The sequence below is a fragment of the Phyllobacterium sp. SB3 genome (assembly GCF_040009165.1).
In the GTDB taxonomy this organism is placed as follows: Bacteria; Pseudomonadota; Alphaproteobacteria; order Rhizobiales; family Rhizobiaceae; genus Phyllobacterium.
The window spans coordinates 471,657-491,838 of sequence record NZ_JBDYKI010000003.1; the positions used below are offsets into that span (position 1 = coordinate 471,657).

General features: G+C 53.4%; 18 protein-coding genes. 14 read left to right on the forward strand and 4 right to left on the reverse strand.

Annotation, left to right across the window (positions count from 1 at the left end):
• The first annotated feature begins 12 nt into the window (after window positions 1-12).
• The 4 genes from ABKW30_RS13445 to lpxC all read left to right on the forward strand — a co-directional run bounded on the left by ABKW30_RS13445 (window position 13) and on the right by lpxC (window position 5,113).
• Window positions 13-906 (forward strand): cell division protein FtsQ/DivIB, encoded by an 894-nt coding sequence (locus tag ABKW30_RS13445; RefSeq protein WP_348599796.1) that lies wholly within the window; start codon window positions 13-15, stop codon window positions 904-906.
• Window positions 903-2,225 carry a cell division protein FtsA gene (gene ftsA / locus ABKW30_RS13450; protein ID WP_115052553.1) on the forward strand — a complete coding sequence of 441 codons (1,323 nt, stop codon included), beginning with the start codon at window positions 903-905 and terminating at the stop codon, window positions 2,223-2,225. The genes ABKW30_RS13445 and ftsA overlap by 4 nt, the downstream gene beginning before the upstream one ends.
• A 67-nt stretch (window positions 2,226-2,292) precedes the next feature.
• Entirely contained in the window at window positions 2,293-3,981 is a 1,689-nt protein-coding gene (ftsZ, locus tag ABKW30_RS13455) for a cell division protein FtsZ (RefSeq protein ID WP_348599431.1), read from the forward strand.
• 178 nt (window positions 3,982-4,159) lie between these two features.
• Window positions 4,160-5,113, forward strand: a complete 954-nt coding sequence (gene lpxC / locus ABKW30_RS13460) for a UDP-3-O-acyl-N-acetylglucosamine deacetylase (protein ID WP_348599797.1) — start codon at window positions 4,160-4,162, stop codon at window positions 5,111-5,113.
• Window position 5,114: 1 nt separating this feature from the next.
• Here the strand turns inward: lpxC and ABKW30_RS13465 are convergent, their stop codons facing one another.
• On the reverse strand, window positions 5,115-6,005 hold the full coding sequence (locus ABKW30_RS13465) for a LysR substrate-binding domain-containing protein (RefSeq protein WP_348599432.1): 891 nt from the start codon (window positions 6,003-6,005) through the stop codon (window positions 5,115-5,117).
• A 109-nt stretch (window positions 6,006-6,114) separates the two neighbouring features.
• On the opposite strand from ABKW30_RS13465, the gene ABKW30_RS13470 reads away from it, so the two are divergent.
• The 8 genes from ABKW30_RS13470 to ABKW30_RS13505 all read left to right on the forward strand — a co-directional run bounded on the left by ABKW30_RS13470 (window position 6,115) and on the right by ABKW30_RS13505 (window position 15,696).
• On the forward strand, window positions 6,115-6,504 hold the full coding sequence (locus ABKW30_RS13470; protein WP_348599433.1) for a tautomerase family protein: 390 nt from the start codon (window positions 6,115-6,117) through the stop codon (window positions 6,502-6,504).
• A gap of 13 nt (window positions 6,505-6,517) precedes the next feature.
• Window positions 6,518-6,940, forward strand: a complete 423-nt coding sequence (locus tag ABKW30_RS13475; RefSeq protein ID WP_348599434.1) for a cupin domain-containing protein — start codon at window positions 6,518-6,520, stop codon at window positions 6,938-6,940.
• Complete coding sequence (locus tag ABKW30_RS13480) at window positions 6,937-7,506, forward strand: DUF4865 family protein (protein WP_348599435.1); 570 nt, start codon at window positions 6,937-6,939, stop codon at window positions 7,504-7,506. The genes ABKW30_RS13475 and ABKW30_RS13480 overlap by 4 nt, the downstream gene beginning before the upstream one ends.
• 180 nt (window positions 7,507-7,686) lie before the next feature.
• Window positions 7,687-8,589 (forward strand): outer membrane protein assembly factor BamD, encoded by a 903-nt coding sequence (locus ABKW30_RS13485; RefSeq protein WP_348599436.1) that lies wholly within the window; start codon window positions 7,687-7,689, stop codon window positions 8,587-8,589.
• 24 nt (window positions 8,590-8,613) lie between these two features.
• Window positions 8,614-10,284 carry a DNA repair protein RecN gene (gene recN, locus ABKW30_RS13490; RefSeq protein ID WP_348599437.1) on the forward strand — a complete coding sequence of 557 codons (1,671 nt, stop codon included), beginning with the start codon at window positions 8,614-8,616 and terminating at the stop codon, window positions 10,282-10,284.
• Between the two features lie 59 nt (window positions 10,285-10,343).
• Entirely contained in the window at window positions 10,344-12,488 is a 2,145-nt protein-coding gene (gene ligA, locus ABKW30_RS13495; RefSeq protein ID WP_348599438.1) for an NAD-dependent DNA ligase LigA, read from the forward strand.
• Window positions 12,485-13,189, forward strand: a complete 705-nt coding sequence (locus ABKW30_RS13500; protein WP_348599439.1) for a TIGR02453 family protein — start codon at window positions 12,485-12,487, stop codon at window positions 13,187-13,189. Before ligA ends, ABKW30_RS13500 begins: the two co-directional genes overlap by 4 nt.
• A 239-nt stretch (window positions 13,190-13,428) precedes the next feature.
• Complete coding sequence (locus ABKW30_RS13505; protein WP_348599440.1) at window positions 13,429-15,696, forward strand: TonB-dependent hemoglobin/transferrin/lactoferrin family receptor; 2,268 nt, start codon at window positions 13,429-13,431, stop codon at window positions 15,694-15,696.
• A 47-nt stretch (window positions 15,697-15,743) separates the two neighbouring features.
• On the opposite strand, the gene ABKW30_RS13510 is transcribed toward ABKW30_RS13505, so the two are convergent.
• Window positions 15,744-16,088, reverse strand: a complete 345-nt coding sequence (locus tag ABKW30_RS13510) for a cupin domain-containing protein (RefSeq protein WP_348599441.1) — start codon at window positions 16,086-16,088, stop codon at window positions 15,744-15,746.
• A gap of 141 nt (window positions 16,089-16,229) precedes the next feature.
• Here ABKW30_RS13510 and ABKW30_RS13515 point away from each other — a divergent pair, with 141 nt between their 5' ends.
• Together ABKW30_RS13515 and ABKW30_RS13520 are read left to right on the forward strand one after the other, a co-directional pair.
• Window positions 16,230-16,976: an AzlC family ABC transporter permease gene (locus ABKW30_RS13515; RefSeq protein WP_348599442.1), complete on the forward strand. Its 747-nt coding sequence runs from the start codon at window positions 16,230-16,232 to the stop codon at window positions 16,974-16,976.
• Window positions 16,976-17,269 carry an AzlD family protein gene (locus ABKW30_RS13520; RefSeq protein WP_348599443.1) on the forward strand — a complete coding sequence of 98 codons (294 nt, stop codon included), beginning with the start codon at window positions 16,976-16,978 and terminating at the stop codon, window positions 17,267-17,269. Before ABKW30_RS13515 ends, ABKW30_RS13520 begins: the two co-directional genes overlap by 1 nt.
• A 273-nt stretch (window positions 17,270-17,542) precedes the next feature.
• On the opposite strand, the gene ABKW30_RS13525 is transcribed toward ABKW30_RS13520, so the two are convergent.
• Window positions 17,543-19,381, reverse strand: coding sequence for an aminopeptidase P family protein (locus tag ABKW30_RS13525; RefSeq protein ID WP_348599798.1), 1,839 nt, complete (start codon window positions 19,379-19,381; stop codon window positions 17,543-17,545).
• Window positions 19,382-19,523: 142 nt separating this feature from the next.
• Complete coding sequence (locus ABKW30_RS13530; RefSeq protein ID WP_348599799.1) at window positions 19,524-20,141, reverse strand: TetR/AcrR family transcriptional regulator; 618 nt, start codon at window positions 20,139-20,141, stop codon at window positions 19,524-19,526.
• Window positions 20,142-20,182 lie beyond the last annotated feature (41 nt).

The window sequence follows — 20,182 nt, forward strand, 5'->3', positions numbered from 1 at the left end:
GGTGCTGCGCCGATGTCTTCGGACAGGTCGGTGGCTTTTGGCCGTTTCCGCATGGTCCTCCCAAAGTTTCTGCGCAAGCCTGTGCGCGTATTTTCGCGGATGGTCGAAGGTGAAGTCTCGATCCCGAATCATATTGGCACAATGGGGGCTGTTGCTTTCCTTGCGTTGACTGGCGCTTACGGTGCGATATTGGGCGGTCACGCTCCGGAGGTCGTTAAGGTCACTACATCTACATTCGGCTTTGCCATCGAAGATGTGAAGATTGTCGGCAATAAAGAGACCTCTGAGATCGATGTTCTGGGCGCGCTGGGCCTTGATGGTGAAACATCGCTCGTTGGCTTGAGCGCTGCTGATGCGCAGGCGGCAGTTGCCAGCCTCCCATGGGTCGAAAGCGTTGATGTTTTCAAGGTCTATCCGAATACAATCCAGATTTCGATCCATGAGCGCACTGCTTTGGCCGTCTGGCAGAATGGTGTTGAACTCAATGTCATAGATGCTGATGGCCGGATCATCGTTCCCTTCACAGGTGGTCGCAGTGCTTTGTTACCGCTTGTCATCGGCGCGGGTGCTGATCAGCAGGTAAAGCTGCTTATGGCGCAGATGGCGGCCTATCCGCAGATTGCCGGAGACGTTCGTGCCTATGCCCGAGTGGGTGATCGCCGCTGGGATCTGGTTCTCAGGAATGGCGTTACGCTCATGTTGCCTGAGCATGGTGTTTCCGAAGCCCTTGCCGACGTTGCTGGAATGGAGGCGAAGGCTGGTCTGTTATCCCGGGATATCGCATCCGTCGATTTACGGCTGGATGATCGGGTTGTTGTGAAGCTGACACCGGAAGCAATGGTGCAGCGTGTTGAGTATCTGAAGGCGCGTGATAAGGCGCCTAAGCGTTCGGAGAAGCGTGTATGAGTATTCTGAACGGAAAAAGCGCATCATCAGGAACGTCTTCCGCAAAACGGACGCGTTCTTTGACGGTTTTGGACATAGGTTCGAGCAAGGTGTGCTGCATCATTGCCCGTCTGCGTCCGCGCGAGGAAAGTGCGCACCTGCCGGGTCGCACGCATCGCATTGAAGTTCTGGGCATTGGCCATCAGAAATCGCGTGGCATCAAGTCCGGCGTCATCGTCAATCTCGATGCGGCGGAGCAGGCTATACGCCTGGCTGTCGATGCGGCAGAGCGTATGGCTGGTCTGACTGTCGATTCGATGATCGTCAATATTTCTGCCGGACGCCTCAAGAGTGAAAGTTTTTCCGCAAGCATTAACCTTGGCGGTCACGAGGTCGATCAGGCCGATATCCGCCGTGTGCTCGCCGCTGGTGCCAAGCAAGCTTTGGCAACGGAGCGCCATCTCGTTCACTCGCTGCCAATCGCCTACGGACTTGATGGTGAGCGCGGGATTCGCGATCCACTCGGTATGATCGGCGATACGCTCGGAGTCGATATGCATGTGCTGACAGCCGATGCCGCCCCGCTGCGCAACCTCGAGCTTTGCGTCAATCGTTGCCATCTCTCGGTCGAAGCGATGATCGCTACACCCTATGCCAGCGGTCTTTCTGCTCTCGTTGACGATGAAGCCGAGATGGGTGCTGCCTGTATCGATATGGGCGGCGGCACAACAACGATTTCTGTCTTCTCCGAAGGCAAGTTCATTCATGCCGACGCCATCGCCATTGGCGGCAATCATGTGACCATGGATGTGGCGCGTGGCCTGTCGGCTCATATGGACGATGCCGAACGGCTAAAGGTCATGCATGGCTCGGCCCTGCCGAGCGCCGCAGACGACCGCGACCTTATCAGCGTATCCCCGCTGGGCAACGATGCCCGCGATGTGCCCAATCAATATCCGCGCGCAGTTTTGACGCGCATCATCCGTGCCCGTGTCGAAGAGACACTTGAGCTGGCGCGCGATCGCCTCAATCAATCCGGTTATGGTCAGATTGTAGGCAAGCGCGTGGTTCTGACAGGCGGTGCAAGTCAGTTGGCAGGGCTGCCAGAAGTCGCCCGCCGTATTCTGGCTCGCAATGTACGAATTGGCCGTCCTCTTGGCGTTACGGGTCTTCCCGAAGCGGCAAAGGGTCCGGCTTTTTCTGCAGCGGTTGGTCTACTGATCTATCCGCAGGTGGCAGGCATCGAAGAGCGTTCTGTAAAGGCCGGTTCATCATCGCTGATGACAGGTACGGGTGGGCGTTTTCAGCGTATCGGCCAGTGGCTGAAAGAGAGTTTCTAGTTAATCGGGGAAACCCAAAAGAAATTACCGCAGCGGCGACGCGGTAAAGACAAAAAGGAACGGACAAATGAGCATCAATCTGCAAAAGCCGGACATTACCGAGCTTAAGCCCCGGATCACCGTTTTTGGTGTTGGCGGCGGCGGCGGCAATGCGGTCAATAACATGATCAATGCCGGCTTGCGCGGTGTTGAATTCGTTGTGGCAAATACCGACGCACAGGCCTTGGCACAGTCCAAGGCAGAGCGTCTGGTTCAGCTCGGCGCTTCGGTCACTGAAGGCCTCGGTGCCGGTTCACAGCCGGAAGTTGGCCGCGCTGCCGCTGAAGAGTGCATTGACGAGATCAATGACCATCTGCAGGGCACGCATATGTGCTTCGTCACTGCCGGTATGGGCGGCGGTACAGGCACTGGTGCTGCTCCTGTTGTGGCCCGCGCTGCACGCGAAAAAGGCATCCTGACAGTTGGCGTTGTTACCAAGCCGTTCCATTTCGAAGGTCAGCGCCGCATGCGCACCGCCGATATGGGCATTGAAGACCTGCAGAAGAATGTCGATACACTTATCGTTATTCCGAACCAGAATCTCTTCCGCATTGCCAATGACAAGACGACTTTCGCTGATGCATTCGCGATGGCCGATCAGGTTCTTTATTCCGGTGTTGCCTGCATTACCGATCTGATGGTCAAGGAAGGCCTCATCAATCTCGACTTCGCCGACGTTCGTTCGGTCATGCGCGAGATGGGCAAGGCAATGATGGGCACGGGCGAAGCTTCCGGTGACGGTCGCGCAATGGCCGCTGCTGAAGCTGCAATTGCCAATCCGCTGCTTGATGAAACTTCAATGCGTGGTGCCAAGGGCCTGTTGATCTCGATCACCGGCGGCCGTGACATGACCCTGTTTGAAGTTGACGAAGCTGCAACACGCATTCGCGAAGAAGTTGATCAGGATGCGAACATCATTCTCGGTGCGACCTTCGACGAAAGCCTTGAAGGGATCATCCGCGTTTCCGTCGTGGCAACCGGCATCGACAAGCAGATTGGAGCGTCGGCCCCAGCGCCGATCGAGTTTCGTCAACCGATGAAGCCAATTGCAAAGCCAGCACCACAGGTAGCGGCCAAGGTTGAGACAGTGGCTCGTCCACCTGTCCAGCAGCCAGCTTCTCCAGTTGCTGAAGCAGTACGCGCTGCCGGACTTGATGTAGCTCCGCATGCTCCACAGCCACTACAGCAGGAATTCCGTCCACAGAGCCGTATTTTCCAGGCTCCTGCTCCGGAAGTCTTCGATGCACCGGTCGCTGCTGCTCCACAGGAACCAGTCTACCAGCCAGCACCGCAGCCTGCTCCACAGATGGCTGAACCTGCACCGCAGCCTGTTGCGCCGCGCATGCCTAATGTTGCTGATTTCCCGCCACTGGTTCAGGCGGAACTCAACGCCCGTGATATGGGGTCGCGTGATCATTCCCGTGATCAGGCTGCCCACGAAGCCCATGAAGATCGCGGTCCGATGGGTCTTCTCAAGCGCCTCACGGCCGGTCTTACACGCCGTGAAGATGAGACTGCGCGCCTTGAGCCAGCTCAGCCTCGCGAACCTGCAATGCGTCCGGCAGAACCACGCCGCCCGCTTTCGCAGGATGCGTCAATCTACGCTCCTCGTCGTGGACAGCTTGATGAGCAGGGCCGCGTACAGCCACAGGCACGTCAGACCTCGGAAGACGATCAGCTTGAGATTCCGGCATTCCTTCGCCGTCAAGCTAACTGATCTATTCCGACATATAATCGAACTGAAATTCTGCCATTGTTTCAATGGCGGAATTTTTTATTCAACCCATTGAAAAATAACATAAACGACCTAGCTGATGACGAAGCAGTTTCGTTACGCTATTTTCGAAACAGCGATTTTGTTTGAACGCGGCCAGTTGTATCTTCGCGGCAATCAGATGATAGACTCACGATTAAGAGGTTTTTTGTTGCGGGATTTCCAGACAACGATTGCAGCACCCATATCGGTGTCAGGCGCGGGCGTGCATAGCGGTGCACCGGTAACGCTTTCTTTTTTACCGGCAGATACAGATACCGGAATTGTTTTCAATGTGATTGACACCACAGGCACTATTCACCCCATAAAAGCTCTGGTTTCTGAAGTAGGTGCCACGGATCTCTCGACCAAACTTGCCAATTCCGCCGGTGTGACAGTCAGCACGATTGAGCATGTCATGGCTGCGATTGCAGGGTCTGGCATTGACAATATGGTGCTGGAAATAGATGGCCCTGAAGTACCTATCTTTGACGGATCGTCCTCTGCCTTTCTTGATGCATTCGATCAGGCTGGCTTGGTTCAGCAGACAACCAAACGCCGTTATATTCGCGTTCTGAAACCCTCGCGCGTTGAGTCTGGCGCGTCATGGGCCGAATTCATTCCCTATGATGGGACGCGTTACGAGGTCGAAATTGACTTTGAAACTCCGGTCATAGGCCGCCAGAAATTTGCTGGCGATATGGATGAAGCGGTCTTTCGCAAGGAGATATCGCGCGCTCGTACATTTGGATTCATGCGCGACGTGGAGAAACTTTGGGCTGCGGGTCTTGCGCTTGGGTCATCGCTTGATAACTCACTGGTTATTGGCGACGACAATACTGTCATCAATCCGGGTGGCCTGCGATATCCGGATGAATTTGTTCGCCACAAGACGCTTGATGCGGTAGGTGACTTGTCCTTGGCTGGGGCACCGTTTATTGGCTGCTTCCGCTCTTATCGTGGTGGTCATCGTTTGAACGCGACCGCACTTCAGGCGTTGCTAGCCGATCCGTCGGCATTCGAGATGGTGGAACTGTCGCAAGGTGTTTCGCCGGTGCCGTTGCGGGCTGCTGTCAATTCACCTTCCATTATGTAACTCATATCAGCCGAGGTATTGATCCGACGGATTGTAACAAAATCTCTGCAAGTCGGGCTGTCGCGGGCTCCAGTTGGGCTTCGGCACGATGAAGGACAAGGCCAAGTGAGGGCAGGGATGGCAACCCGTCTTGTGCCGGTGCCAAAGGCTGCACGGTTGCAGGCAAGCCGAAGGGTGTTCGTATTGTCACGCCCAACCCCGCAGCCGTAGCAGCCCACAACCCGGTAAGGCTCGGACTGATAAATGACAGTCGCCAGGCAATTCCTGCACGATCCAGAGCATTAATAGCAGCGGTTCTTAGAAGGCAGGGCGCTTCCAGTGAAATTAACGGCAAGGGATCTGTCGAATTTTGCCACTCTTGTGAAGCTTTGGCGGGTCCTATCCAGCACATCGGCACATCAAGGATATGTTCATGGAATGGCGTTGTGGCTGCACCATTGCTCCATGCCAGCGCCAAATCGAGGCGACCAGAGGTAACCCGATCCAAAAGGTCGGCGTTTCGCGTCACGCGGGCTTCTATACGTACTTTTGGGTGGGCTCTCGCAAACTGCCCAAGTACCTCAGTTAGAAGGCTTTCACCAAAATCCTCCTGTAGTCCCAATCGAACCCATCCTTCCAATTCGCTGCCATGAATTGCAGTGACTGCCTCATCATTCAAATCGAGCATGCGGCGCGCGTAACCAAGCATGGTTTCGCCCGCCTCTGTAAGGGCGAGCCCACGGCCGGACTTGGTAAAGATTGGTGTCTCTGCCTGCTGCTCCAATTTTTTCAGCTGAGCACTCACTGCTGAAGTGGAGCGGCCAAGCCGCTCGGCAGCTTTGGCAAAGCTCCCAAGATCCATTCCCGTGGAGAAGGTTCGCAGCACATCAAGGTCAAGCGTGACTTTCCTCATTCTATACCGTCCACTTTTTTAGGATAATCAATCCTGAATAATCCAATTTTCAGGATGATTGTGAGGGTTTATTGATAGGTCGTCAAGCAGTTCGCGAAAGGAAGAAAAAATGCCATTCACCCGAATTTCTCTACTTGAAGGCAAATCGCCGGAATATCTCAAAGCGCTGTCAGACAGTTTTCATCAGGCGATGGTTGAGACATTCAATGTACCGCTGACGGACAAGTTTCAGGCTATTCACCAGCACCGTCCAAACGAGCTGATTATTGATCCGACCTACTTCAGCAAAGGCCGTTCTGATGATTTCGTGATCTTTACAATTACGATCGGTAAGCCACGCGATACAGCCACGAAACAGTCGTTCTACAAGCGGGTTGTCGATCTTCTCGGCAAATCGCCCGGCATTCGCCCGGAAGACATCATGATCGTAGTCAGCACATCGACGCGTGATGAGTGGTCGTTCAGCAGTGGGGAAACGCAGATGGTCGAACCAGCTTGAAGAGGCAACGATAATGACGAAACAAATATTGAGCTGTCCCGGCGAGATGACTGTTCTGCGTGCAGGACAGTCAATCGCGCGTGGCCCTGCAAACATTTCAACTGCTCCGTTCTGGGCTGAAATACTGCTCGAAAGCCAAATCGATGGCGAAAATAATGTTATGCGGGCCTTCGTAGATCCGGACGTTATCACCAATTGGCACACACATCCGCGCGGGCAATTTCTTTATGTATTGTCAGGTGTTGGCTTCGCTCAGCGTGATGGTGGTACGCCAGTCGAATTGCGTGCGGGTGATTGCGTCTGGTTTGCGCCGGAGGAGCGTCACTGGCACGGTGCAAGTCCTACCAGCACATTTTCTTATATCAGCATTCAGGCGACACAGGATGGCACAGCAGTCTCATGGCTTGAGCCGGTCCTACGTGGAGACGGCCAATGATTGCGATGCAGTATAGTTTCACACTGCCTGCCGATTACGACATGGGAATTATTGACCGGCGCATCACAGAGAAGGGGCCGTTGCTCGATAATTTCCCCAATCTTGCGTTCAAGGCCTATCTGACTGCGCGTAGAGAGGATGAAACCCAAAGTCGGGAAAACCTTTATGCCCCATTCTATCTATGGCGGCACGAGAGAGGCCTGAACGATTTTGTATGCGGTGCCGGATTTGCGGCTGTAAGCCAATCATTCGGTCGGCCAAGCATTAAAACGTGGATAGTATGGCAGGCGGAAATCTCGGTCGCCATATCATCGGCTGTTTTTGCGACAAGGGAAATATCGCCGATTGAACCTGATACCTCGATGGCAGAATTGAGACGCCATGAAAGTGAAAAAGCCGCTGCTGATGTGAAAAATAACGGCGCTGTTGCTGCGGTTTCGGCTTTTAATCCAACCAATTGGACCCGGATTCGATTCAGATTATGGGGTAAATTGCCTCCTTTGAAAGATAATGCAGGGCTTCAAACCTATAAAATTGGCCATCTATCGTTGCCAAAAGCCGACTAATTCCTGCTCCGCCATAAATTTGGACGATTGCATGGCAATAAGATTGCTGATTCCTGTCGCTTGTGGTTTATGAACGCCCAACCGACGGTAAGATTGTCTATGTCTAGAGCATGGCGCGGAAACGTGATATCGGGTTTCGCGATCAATGCTCTTAAATTATAATGTGGGGCCGGAGACAGCATGGCGAATAGCAGAACGCTTATCAGCGCAGGGTTTGGGAATGCAGGGTTTGGCGGGAAGGCCCGTTTAGCTCTTCTACTTCTGCCGATTGCGGGCGCTGTTGCAATCTCGGGTTGCGCAGCAAAAGATGATGATCTCGATCTTTCAGCCTATGTAGATACAATTGAACCGGCTGACGTTCTTTATAACCAGGCACTCGCAAACCTGAATTCCGGCCGTCTCGATGAAGCTGCCAAGAAATTCGATGCGGTTGATCGCCAGCATCCCTATTCGGAATTTGCCCGTAAATCGCTTGTCATGGGCGCATTCGCAAATTACCGCAGTGGCAAGTATGACGATGCGGTTGCTATGACCAAGCGCTATATCGCGCTTTACCCAACCCAGCCTGAAGCGGCTTACGCCTACTACATTACAGGCCTGTGCTATTATCGCCAGATTCCCGATGTAACGCGTGAGCAGAGCATGACACGCAGGTCCATTGCTGCATTCCAGGAAGTTGTGCAGACTTATCCTGACTCAGAATATGTTGAAGATTCCAAGGCGAAAATCCGTTTCGGCCGCGACCAGCTCGCAGGCAAGGAAATGCAGGTTGGCCGCTATTATCTGGAGCGCAAAGATTATATTGCGTCGATCAAGCGCTTCCGTGGCGTCGTTGAGCAATATTCCAACACACGTCATGTCGAAGAAGCGCTCGCGCGTTTGGTTGAGGCCTATTATGCACTGGGCATCACCAACGAAGCGCAGGCTGCGGCTGCAGTTCTTGGTCAGAACTATCCTGACAGCGATTGGTACAAGGACAGCTACAAGCTGCTGCAGAGCGGTGGTCTTGAGCCGCGCGAAAATGCTGGCTCTTGGCTCTCGAAGGCCGCCTCTGCTATTACTGGCAGCAAAGAAGGCGCCTGAACCTAGAATCAACCTTGAGCGATCATGCTTTCGCATCTGTCGATCCGCGATATTGTCCTGATTGAACGGCTCGACATCGAGTTCAGCGAAGGCTTGTCTGTGCTTACCGGCGAGACCGGTGCTGGCAAATCCATTTTGCTGGATGCTCTGTCGCTTGCACTTGGCGCGCGGGGCGATGCGTCTCTGGTTCGCCACGGTGCGGAGCAGGGGCAGGTTACGGCGGTGTTTGATGTAACGGGTAGCCACCCTGCACGTCTTCTGCTTCGGGAAAACGATATTGATGATGATGGAGACATCATCCTGCGACGGGTGCAGAATTCCGATGGCCGCAGCCGCGTTTTCATTAACGATCAGGCCGCCAGCGTAACCTTGCTCAAGGAGCTCGGGCGTAGACTGGTTGAAATCCACGGTCAGCATGATGATCGTGCGCTGATCGATATTGATATTCATCGCACATTGCTCGATGCCTTTGGGGCGCTCGAAACAAAATCCAACCTCGTCCGTTCGCTGCATAAAACCTGGCGTGAGACAGAGCATGCTCTGGTTCGCCATCGCGCAAAGGTTGAGGCGGCGGCGCGTGAGTCCGATTACTTGCGCGCATCTGTGGAGGAACTATCCAAGCTTGATCCCGAGCCACAGGAAGAAGAATTGCTGGCAATAAGACGCACGGAGATGATGCGTTCAGAGAAGATTGCCGGCGATGTCAACGAGGCCAATGATATTCTGTCAGGGAATGCGTCACCCGTACCATCACTTGCCAGTCTTGTACGTCGCCTTGAACGCAAAGTGCCGGAAGCGCCGCATTTGCTGGAACCAGTTGTCAAAGCCATTGATGAAGCCCTGAACTCTTTGGCCGAGGCACAAAACGGTATCGAACAGGCAATCCGCGCCATTGATTTTGATCCGCGAGTGCTCGAACAGACAGAAGAACGCCTGTTTGCGCTGCGTGGCGCGGCCCGTAAATATTCTGTGCCGGTAGACGATCTTTCCGCGCTGCGTGATCGCATGGATGCTGATCTTGCTGATATTGACGCTGGCGCGGAACGTTTGTCTGCGTTGGAAAAGGAAGCGCTGGCCGCACGCGATGCGTTTGATGAGGCTGCCTTGGCTCTCTCTACTCATCGTCACGAAACAGCCGGGCATTTGAAGCAGGCTGTCATGGCCGAGCTTCCTGCTTTGAAACTTGAGCGCGCGGAATTCATCGTTGAAATGACGACGGATGCGAATAATCGCACCGCTGAAGGTATCGATACGGTGGAATATTGGGTTCGGACAAATCCGGGTACCCGTGCGGGTCCAATGATGAAAGTGGCCTCGGGCGGCGAGCTTTCACGTTTTCTGCTGGCACTTAAAGTGGCGCTGGCGGATCGCGGATCAGCTCCAACGCTTGTCTTCGACGAAATCGATACGGGTGTCGGTGGTGCAGTGGCGGACGCAATCGGTCAGCGCCTTCGCCGTCTATCGGCAACTGTTCAGGTTCTTTCGGTCACTCATGCTCCGCAAGTGGCGGCTCGTGCGCAGACCCATTTCCTCATTGCCAAATCTGCGGCTGGCGATGATCGCGTAGCGACTTCGATTCGGGCAATGGAAACGGATGATCGTCAGGAAGAAATTGCGCGTATGCTGGCAGGAGCAAGCGTTACGGACGAAGCCCGCGCTGCTGCGGTTCGCCTGCTTAGGGAAAATGCTGCATAGACGGTGCCAATTGGCGGATTTTCGGCTAATCTCGCGCCGAATCCAGCAGCAGGCAAACCATGGCAGACATAGCAGTAGAACAACTGACCGAAGCGGAAGCAGCCGAGGAGCTTGGTAAGCTTGCAGCGGAAATCGCCCAACACGATTACCGTTATAATACGGAAGATGCTCCGATCATTTCGGATGCTGAGTATGATGCGTTGCGTCGGCGCAATCTTGCAATCGAACAACGGTTTCCGCAGTTAAAACGTGAAGATTCGCCCTCAAACAAGGTTGGAGCGAGCGTTTCGGAGAAGTTTGGCAAAGTTACGCATTCGATACCGATGTTGTCGCTGGATAATGCGTTTCACGATAGCGATGTCGAAGATTTCGTAGGCCGCATACGCCGTTTTCTCAAGCTGGGTACCGAGGCCAACGTGGCAATCACGGCTGAGCCGAAGATTGATGGATTATCGCTTTCCTTGCGTTACGAATTAGGGCGGCTGGTGACGGCTGCAACACGCGGCGATGGCACAACGGGCGAGAACGTCACATTGAACGCGCGTACCGTCGCGAGCATACCCAATGTGCTGGATGGCAATCCTCCCGAGGTGCTTGAGGTGCGCGGCGAGGTTTATATGAGCCACGCAGATTTTGCCGCGTTGAATGAGCGTCAGGTGAAAGATGGCAAGCCGGTTTTCGCCAATCCGCGCAATGCGGCCGCCGGATCGCTGCGCCAGCTTGACTCTACCATCACGGCATCGCGGCCATTGCAATTCTTTGCCTATGCATGGGGTGAGGTAAGCGAGATGCCAGCCTCTACGCAAATGGGTATGGTTGAAGCGTTCAAATCATATGGGTTTCGGGTCAACCCACTTATGCAGCGCTTTGAGAATGTCGAAAATCTGGTGAAACATTACCATCAAATCGAAGAGCAGCGCGCTCTGCTCGGCTATGACATTGATGGCGTGGTTTATAAGGTTGATGACCTTGCCCTGCAGCAGCGGCTTGGTTTTGTTTCACGCAGCCCGAGATGGGCAATTGCGCATAAGTTTCCTGCTGAACGCGCCATGACTATACTCCGCGGTATCGATATTCAGGTTGGTCGTACTGGCGCGCTGACGCCTGTAGCGCGGCTTGAACCTGTTACTGTTGGCGGTGTTGTGGTGACAAACGTCACGCTGCACAATGAGGATTATATCAAGGGGATCGGCCAGAACGGCCAGCCAATACGCGAGGGTCGTGATCTGCGTATTGGCGATACGGTCGTGGTGCAACGCGCAGGTGACGTTATTCCGCAAATTGTGGATATTGTTGCCGATAAGCCCCGTGGTAGCACGCCTTACGTCTTTCGCGATACGTGTCCGGCGTGCGACTCGCATGCCGTGCGGGAAGAGGGAGAGGCGGTGCGGCGGTGTACAGGCGGGTTGATCTGCCCGGCTCAAGCGGTTGAACGCATCCGCCATTTTGTTTCGCGCAATGCCTTCGATATTGAGGGTCTCGGTGAGAAACAGGTTGAGTTTTTCTTCAAATCGGATGATCCGGCGCTGCATATCGGCACTCCCGCCGATATTTTTACCCTGAAGAAGCGTCAGGCGGGTTCGCTGGCGAAGCTCGAAAATATCGATGGCTTTGGCACAACGTCGGTCAAGAAACTCTACGACGCCATTGATGAACGCCGTGAAGTTTCACTCAGTCGCTTCATTTTTGGCTTGGGTATTCGCCATGTAGGCGAGGTCAATGCCAAACGGCTGGCGAAAGCCTATCGTTCCTATGATGCTCTTGCTAATGCCGCGATCGCCGCGATTCCTCCGAAGGATAAGGGCGATAAAGGCAATGATGCCTGGCGTGAGTTAAATGATGTCGAGGGGATTGGCAGCATTGTGGCTGAGGCGCTGGTGGATTTTTATGCGGAAGAGCATAATCGCGATGCCCTCACTGCACTGCTTGCCGAAGTTACCCCGATTGATGAAGAGGTGAGGACGGTCAGCAATTCACCTGTCGAGGGAAAGACAATTGTGTTTACCGGGTCGCTGGAGCGGATGTCGCGAGATGAAGCCAAGGCGATGGCAGAGCGCTATGGCGCCAAGACGGCGGGTTCCGTTTCAAAGAAAACCGACCTTGTCGTGGCCGGTCCCGGTGCAGGTTCGAAACTGACACAAGCGCAAACATTGGGCATTGAAGTTATTGATGAAGATGCCTGGTTCACATTGGTGGGTGCATGAGCGAGATTGTTTTCAAAGGTTTTGGTGAGAAGGCTCTGCCTTTTCTTAAAGCGCTGGACTTCCATCAAAATCGTGAATGGTTTCTGGAAAACAAGGACCTGTTTGAAGCCCATCTTTATGAACCCTTGGGTGATCTCGTTGATGATCTGATCGTGCGTTTTGAAAAGGCGGGGCTGCCATTCAAGGGCGATCGCAAGAAGTCGCAATTCCGCATCAAGCGCGATACGCGATTTGCCAAGGACAAGAGCCCTTACAATAGGCATCTTTCGGCATTGCTTTCGCCGGACGGTAGCAAATGGAGCGAAAGCGGCTGCTTCTATGTTTGTGTTGGTCTTGAGGAATATAGAGGCTGCTATGCAGCCGTTGCCTTCTGGCAGGGCAAGCCTGAGCTTTTGCTGGCCATGCGCAAGGCTATTGTCGCCAAGCCGGAGAAATACCGCGCGATGGTCAAGGCGCTTGCTAAAAATGGCTTGGAGCTTGGCGATATTGAACGCCTGAAGCGTACCCCGCGCGGTTTTGAAGATGTGACTGATTCTGATCTTATTGAAGCGCTTCGTAACCGTCATTTCGCCGTTCGATATGCAATCGATCCTACGAGACTGACATCGCCAGAACTGGCAGATGATCTGTTCGATTTTGCTTCGCGGGCAAAGCCATTGATTGATTGGGGCAGGGCAATCCAAGGCACGATACCTGCGTGATTATATTTCATTATTCTGTAGTAGGGCTAAGTTGTGTCCTTCTTGTCACATATGTCTTTGCCGTGAAACATATGGAAATATTCTGTGCATTTAATGTTGACTTTAATAGTAAGGTTTTTGTACTCAAAGTGCATACAGCGCTAATTCGCGCTCATTTTTCGCTCAGCAAGCCACCGACACGCCACGATTGATCGCACGGCAAGTCAAGCCAGCCAAGCATTCTCTCACGGGGATTTGTTATGGCTTTGGGTAGGACTCTCTTTGCGCGCCTTATGTGCGGTAGCGCGTGCACAATTTTAGCTCTCGGGTTGGGCTCCGGGATAGCAGCAGCACAAAGTGCTGCTCCGGCAGAAGGCGAGAACATCAAACTTGCCCCGATTGTCGTGAAGGGCAAACAGGGTGGCGAGGAAGCTACTGTCCTTACCAATACGGTTGATCGCGAGGCAATCCAAAGCCGCATGGTGCAGGACTTTGAGGATCTTGGTCGCCGGGTCGATGCGGGTGTGAACTACAACTCGACCTCAAAAAGTATCAATCTTCGCGGGCTGGATCAGAATCGCGTGTTGACGATCCTCGATGGAATTCGTGTGCCGTGGATTTCCGATCCGCGCAGTACGCAGGGTGGACTGGATACATTTGGTTTTGACGGCCTTTCAAAGATCGACATTACCAAAGGAACCGATTCCAGTCGCTATGGTTCCGGCGCGCTTGGTGGTGTGATCCAGATTTATACGCTTGATCCGGCAGACGTGATTGGAGCTGATAAAAACTGGGGTGTCTGGAGCAAGGGCACCTATGATGATTCAAATCGTAGCTGGCGTACGACCGTTGCGGCAGCCACCCGTATCAACGATACGGAATTGCTGGTGCAAGGCGGCTATACAACCGGCCACGAGAAGGACCGGATGGGCGATATCGGTGGTTTAGGTGCCGGACGCACAGAACCAAATCCGCTCGATTTCGACCAGCGTAATCTGTTGGTAAAGCTTTATCAAAATGTCGATGGCGGTCATCGTTTCGGCCTGACCGGAGAAATCTCTAACCGTGAACAGGATGGCGAAAACCTTATCGGTACAACGTCGTCATATGTTCCGGGCAAATTCCAGTCCGGTGAGGAATCCGAGCGGATACGAATTTCCGGCAGCTATGATTATGTTGCCCCGGATAAAACGGGCTGGCTTGATGAAGCCCATGTGATCGCCTATTGGACTCGCCAGACGTTGAATTCTACCACCGATGCAATCCGTAACCCGGATGGCAGAGCGTTCATTATACCGGGCGATCCATTTCATTATGGATATCCTTTCGGTGTCTACAAGCGTGACAATGAACTAAGGCTTGATGCTTATGGCTTCACGGGTAATGCTATAAAGAGCGTTGAAATCGGTAATATCCAGCATAAATTCCGTGTTGGAGCTGAGATTTACCGTCAGGACCTGCATCAATATTCGGCCGGAGTAGACAATTGCCCGGATGTGGATTGGACCAAGATTCCTTCACCATTCGGCCCGCAGTCTTGCAAGATGTTGCACAGCAATGCGTCCGATATGCCTGACGTGGACACGACAGGGTTCGGGCTTTATGTAGAAGACGATATAGAGCTTCTCAACGGTAAGCTGACACTGACACCGGGCGGTCGTTTCGACTGGTACGATCATAGCCCGCAATCAACTGCAGCCTATGAGCGTGGACCAAACTATGATGGCGGTCTGCCAGCGTCAAACAGTGATTCGCGCTTTACGCCTAAACTGCGTGCAACTTGGCATGCAAACAATAATCTCGACCTCTATGCGCAGTGGGCACAGGGCTTCCGTATGCCATCGGCGATGGAGCTATATCAGAACTATGGCGCACCAGGTTCTTATGCCAGAATTGGCAATCCGGATTTGAAAGCGGAAACCAGCAATGGTTTCGAGGTCGGTGCAAAATATGACGATGGCACGAGAGCCCTGTCTGCCAGCATTTTCAACAACTACTACCGTAACTTTATTCATGATGTCGTGATTGCTCCTCCGGGCGGAGATTACCCGGTGGGAGGTATAACCGGTTATGAAAATCTTGATCGTGTTCAGATTTATGGCGCGGAGCTAAGCGGGCGTATAACTTTTGCCGATAACTGGACCACGTGGGCGTCGGTAGCCGTTTCTCAAGGCAAGAACAAAAAGACCGATGAATACCTGAACTCTATTCCTCCAGTAAGAGCTATCGTTGGCCTGGGCTACAATGCTGACAGCTGGGGTGCGGATGTTTCTCTAACGATGGCCGCCAGACGCGACAAGGTGAGCGATGGAGGTTTCGTTGCTCCGGGCTACGGTATTGTGGACACCACCGCCTACTGGGAGCCAAAGTTTGCCAAGGGCATGAAACTGCAGGCTGGCGTGTTCAATATCTTTGACAAGAAGTATTGGAATGCAACTGACGTTCCGGACGGTATCAATCCTCTTATCGGAGATCGTTATTCTGAAGTTGGACGCAGCTTCCGCGTTTCGCTGACACAGAAGTTCTAGTCAAAAATAATCCGGCCTCTCGTCACAAGGCGAGGGGCCGGATCGCCTTATTCAAGCCATTCAGTTAGAAACACCTCGTTGGCGTGAATATCGATCGTTTCCAGTGTTCCCGGTCCCAGATTTTTGAAATTGTGCGGTGTGTTCGCAGGGCAAACAACGATCTGTCCTTCTTCGGCATCGATTGTCTCGTCACCCACCGTAAAGCGGGCCCGCCCGCGGCGAATGATAAAGGTTTCCGTATAGGGATGTTTATGCAATCGCGGCCCTGCGCCCACACGTTCCTGACAATTGAATATGATCGATACATTAGTGCCATAAGGCTTGCCGGTGATCTCCCCATGCCAGCTTAGCGGACGATCCTCCCACACTTCCCGGCCAATAATATGTGCCATTATCCCTCCTTCGGTTGTGCCGGGGAGGAAGTTAAACAGGCAACGCCCGTACAGCAATACCTGCAACATGTGCGCGGAATTGATGATACCCATCAACAAATCTTACGTGACAGATCAGGCTGACTGGCCTAGATGATGGCCATGGACGAACATATATATCAGCAGAAGCCTATGCAGGCCGATCCATCAAGCAAAAGCACGCAGTTTTGGGAAGGCTTTGCCAAAGGGCTGCCGATCATGATTGCGTCGGCTCCTTTTGGCTTGTTGTTTGGCGCTCTTGCAATCGATCAGGGTTTCAGCCTGTTCGAAGCCGTGCTCATGAGCGCAGCAATTTTTGGCGGTGCCAGCCAGATGGTCGGTATCGAACTGTTCGGCCAGAACATTCCCGCGTGGCTGATTGTGTTTTCAATCTTCGCGGTGAATTTTCGCCATGTGCTTTATTCCGCAGCGGTTGGTCGTCGTATTGGCCATTTCAAACCATTGCAGGCTATGTTGAGCTATTTTGTGCTGACGGACCCGCAATATGCCGAAACGGAAAAACGCGCGGAATCCGGTAAGCAAGTGACATTCATCTGGTATCTCGGTGTTGCGACGCCAATTTACGTTATGTGGGTAGTTGAGGCCTTTATAGGCGGACTCTTCGGCAATCTTATTACGGATACCCACGCCCTTGGCATTGATATGCTTCTACCCATCTATTTCCTCGGGCTCGTTATGGGTTTCCGCAGCCGATCAAATTGGGGGCCGATTGTTATCGGCAGCGCAATCGCATCAATTATCGCCTCCAAGACTATCGGGTCTCCATGGCATGTCAGCATCGGCGCGGTGGCTGGCATTTTGGTCGCCGTCATTCTTGCCAAGCCTGAAACTGCAAAGGAAAAACGCTGATGTCGTCGATTTTCTGGATCATCATTGCAGGTGCAGTGGCAACCTTTTTGACCCGCATCGGCGGACATCTCGTGCTTTCACGTTTCGAGCGTGTTCATCCGCGCGTGGAAGTCGCGCTGAATGCTGTGCCTGCAGCAGTACTGACCACGCTTGTCGCACCTGCCGCCGCGACTGCTGACTGGCGTGGTCTGATAGCTCTAGGCTTTGCTGGGTTGGTATCGTTGCGCTTCAATGCGCTGACAATGTTTCTGGCCGGCGCAGCAATGATTATCCTCCTGCGCCAGTTTTCCTGATCAGAGCAAGTTTTGCTTATATAAGGCCATTCTGCCGGAGGAAATTCGCGGCTAAGGTCGAGGGATTTAGCGAGGCCGATGTTTATGCATCGGACGAGACTCAAGCCCGATGGATTTGGTTCGAATTAACCCGGCCTTTCAGGTTCCCGACTGACGGCCAACCACATTGTCAGGCAGCTTCGTCCGATGGGTAAACATCGACCTCGCTACCTTCCGCGTGGATTGTCTCGTCATCCGCGAAACAGAATTGGCTCTATATAAGCAAAACTTGCTCTATCCTTCGTGACCGAATGGTTCGGTCGCATTGACCAGCCATTCACATGCCTCACCAGTGGTATGAGGCAGAAGTTTTTCACGAACCTTTGCGTGGTAAGCATCGAACCAGACCAATTCGTCACGCACCAGCAAGCTCGTATCGATCAAGCGTTTGTCGATGGGGCATAGGGTAATGGTCTCAAAACCCATCATCGGCAAGTCCCCACCTTCCGGTACCTCCGGTTCGGTGACGATAAGCAGGTTTTCAATACGAATACCGTAGCCACCGGGCTTGTAATATCCGGGCTCGTTCGAAAGGATCATTCCGGGCAACAGCTCGTGCGTGCCGCGTTTTGAAATGCTTTGCGGCCCCTCATGCACTGACAGGAATGAGCCAACGCCATGCCCGGTGCCGTGGCCATAATCATAACCTTGCTTCCATAGGGCTATACGGGCGAGAACATCGATATCCATGCCGCGCGTTCCCTTGGGAAACCGGGCTGTAGAAATCGCGATCATGCCTTTCAGGACGAGCGTGAATTTCTTTTTCATGTCCTCGGTCGGCTGACCGACTGGCAAGGTGCGGGTAATATCGGTCGTACCATCGCGATACTGGCCGCCGCTATCAATCAGGTAAAGCTCTCCATCCTGGAGCTTGCGGTTGGATTCAGTGTTGACGCGATAATGCGCAAAGGCCCCGTTTGGCCCAGCACCGGAAATGCTGTCGAAAGACAAATTCTCAAGAGGCATCTGGAAACCTTGTGCAATATCGTGCCGCGTTTCCTCCAGCTTCGTTGCCGCATCGATCTCGTCGATAGTGCCCGGCGCTTGCTGGTCGATCCAGGACAGGAACGAGACCATGGCTACACCGTCGCGCTCGTGCGATTTGCGGGCACCTTCAAGCTCAGTGTTGTTTTTGATGGCGCGGGGAAGGCGGGCGGGATCAAGTCCTTCGAGAACCTTGCCGCCAGCTTTTTCTATAATCAGCCGCAGCTTTTCTCCTGCAAGCGCTGGGTCAAGCATGACCGTGTGACCCTTCGCAGCGAAATCCGCAACATCATTGTCAAGCGTGGATGGAGCGCGCAGCGTTGCAAGCTGAGTCAGATAGGCTTCTGTTTCCATCGGCAGCTTGCGCTTGTCGATGAAAAGCAGTGGCTCGCCGCTGGCTGGAATAAGCGCAAAAGCCAATGGCAGAGGGGTATTGCTGACATCGTTGCCGCGAATGTTGAAGGCCCATGCAATGGATGAGGGATCTGTCAAAATAGTTGCATCGGCTTTGGCTTTGGCGACAATCGTGGCAAGTTCCTGCAATTTTATCTTGGCAAGCTTGCCGGCATATTTATCCGGCTGGATTGTCACTGCTTCAAGAGGCGGAGCAGGTTGATCATCCCAGATAAGGTCAACCAGATTATCCTTTACGGCGACAAGGCTGCCACCGTTCTTTTCCAGTGCTTCGCGCAGTGCTTTGGTTTCACTTATCGTGTGGAGCCAAGGGTCGAAGCCGATCGTCAATTTGCGGTCGACATTGCGCAGCCAGACGGATGGAGGCGTTTCGATGAGACTTTCTATAGTAAAGACAGATGGATCGGTCTGGTCGGCCGCTTGCAAGGTGTAGCGCCCGTCAACGAAAAGGTGCGCTTTGTTCTTCAAGATGAGTACGACACCCGCGGAGCCAGTGAAGCCGGTCAACCACGCCAATCGCTGCGCACGGGCAGGGACATACTCGCCCTGATGCTCATCGGCGCGCGGTACTAGAAAGCCGTCCAACTTCAGGGTTTCAAGCTCTGCTCGCAATTTCGCGACGCGCGGTGCACCGGTAGCAGGATTGCTGGACACCTCAAACGACTGGAACATGATGATATCGACCTCTTTTGTTTGGGGTCGAAACCTAGCTTCCCAAGTTGTTCTACGCAATGGAACATTGAATTTAGCAACCGGTTTAATCGCTGGTTGTAGTTTAGCTTTGAAGCTCATGCGGGAAGGGCGTGGGTTCTAAAATTCAAACTTCCCCTGACGTGCCGCTCGGGGAATATCGCAGACCGTCAACAAGCAATGCTATCATCCGTTTTGCCTGTGCTGTATCACCGTCGTTCGTTGGCGTTGCCAGCCGTAGCCCCGCGTTCAAAAGATCGTTGGCATCCACATCATCCCGAACATCGCCCGAAATGGCAGCAGCCTTCAATAGACGATGAAGTGCTGGCGTGAGTTGGCCGAGAACGAAATCCGGAAGCGATTGATAGGCGGGATCGCCAGAGTGAAGTGCCGGACCCAAACCGCGCTTGGTGCCAACGAACTCAATGAGACGGCTCATCCACAGGGCAAGTGCTTCGCCCGTTTTGTGGTTCTTAGACAGTGTTTCTGCGGCCTCGACCTGAGCAGCAACTTCCCGCTGGATTATCGCTTTTATAAGATCGGAACGCTGGGGAAAATGGCGATAAACCGTCCCGACACCTACGCCAGCCTTCGCTGCAATTGTTCGTATGGGTGTGTCCACACCGGATTCGGTAAATACGCTTCGCGCCGCCTCCAGTAACGCATCAACGTTTCGACGCGCATCGGCCCGCATGGAAGAAGGAGCGTCGCTGGTCATCTCCTTGTCAGTGTCGGCTGTCTTCACCAAGAATATCTTTCCTTGCTAAGTGGAACATTGTTCCGTAT

Coding starts and splice junctions, on each gene's coding strand:
- ABKW30_RS13445 (WP_348599796.1), top strand. CDS start 13: ATGTCTTCGGACAGGTCGGTGGCTTTTGGCCGTTTCCGCATGGTCCTC.
- ftsA (WP_115052553.1), top strand. CDS start 903: ATGAGTATTCTGAACGGAAAAAGCGCATCATCAGGAACGTCTTCCGCA.
- ftsZ (WP_348599431.1), top strand. CDS start 2,293: ATGAGCATCAATCTGCAAAAGCCGGACATTACCGAGCTTAAGCCCCGG.
- lpxC (WP_348599797.1), top strand. CDS start 4,160: ATGATAGACTCACGATTAAGAGGTTTTTTGTTGCGGGATTTCCAGACA.
- ABKW30_RS13465 (WP_348599432.1), bottom strand. CDS start 6,005: ATGAGGAAAGTCACGCTTGACCTTGATGTGCTGCGAACCTTCTCCACG.
- ABKW30_RS13470 (WP_348599433.1), top strand. CDS start 6,115: ATGCCATTCACCCGAATTTCTCTACTTGAAGGCAAATCGCCGGAATAT.
- ABKW30_RS13475 (WP_348599434.1), top strand. CDS start 6,518: ATGACGAAACAAATATTGAGCTGTCCCGGCGAGATGACTGTTCTGCGT.
- ABKW30_RS13480 (WP_348599435.1), top strand. CDS start 6,937: ATGATTGCGATGCAGTATAGTTTCACACTGCCTGCCGATTACGACATG.
- ABKW30_RS13485 (WP_348599436.1), top strand. CDS start 7,687: ATGGCGAATAGCAGAACGCTTATCAGCGCAGGGTTTGGGAATGCAGGG.
- recN (WP_348599437.1), top strand. CDS start 8,614: ATGCTTTCGCATCTGTCGATCCGCGATATTGTCCTGATTGAACGGCTC.
- ligA (WP_348599438.1), top strand. CDS start 10,344: ATGGCAGACATAGCAGTAGAACAACTGACCGAAGCGGAAGCAGCCGAG.
- ABKW30_RS13500 (WP_348599439.1), top strand. CDS start 12,485: ATGAGCGAGATTGTTTTCAAAGGTTTTGGTGAGAAGGCTCTGCCTTTT.
- ABKW30_RS13505 (WP_348599440.1), top strand. CDS start 13,429: ATGGCTTTGGGTAGGACTCTCTTTGCGCGCCTTATGTGCGGTAGCGCG.
- ABKW30_RS13510 (WP_348599441.1), bottom strand. CDS start 16,088: ATGGCACATATTATTGGCCGGGAAGTGTGGGAGGATCGTCCGCTAAGC.
- ABKW30_RS13515 (WP_348599442.1), top strand. CDS start 16,230: ATGGACGAACATATATATCAGCAGAAGCCTATGCAGGCCGATCCATCA.
- ABKW30_RS13520 (WP_348599443.1), top strand. CDS start 16,976: ATGTCGTCGATTTTCTGGATCATCATTGCAGGTGCAGTGGCAACCTTT.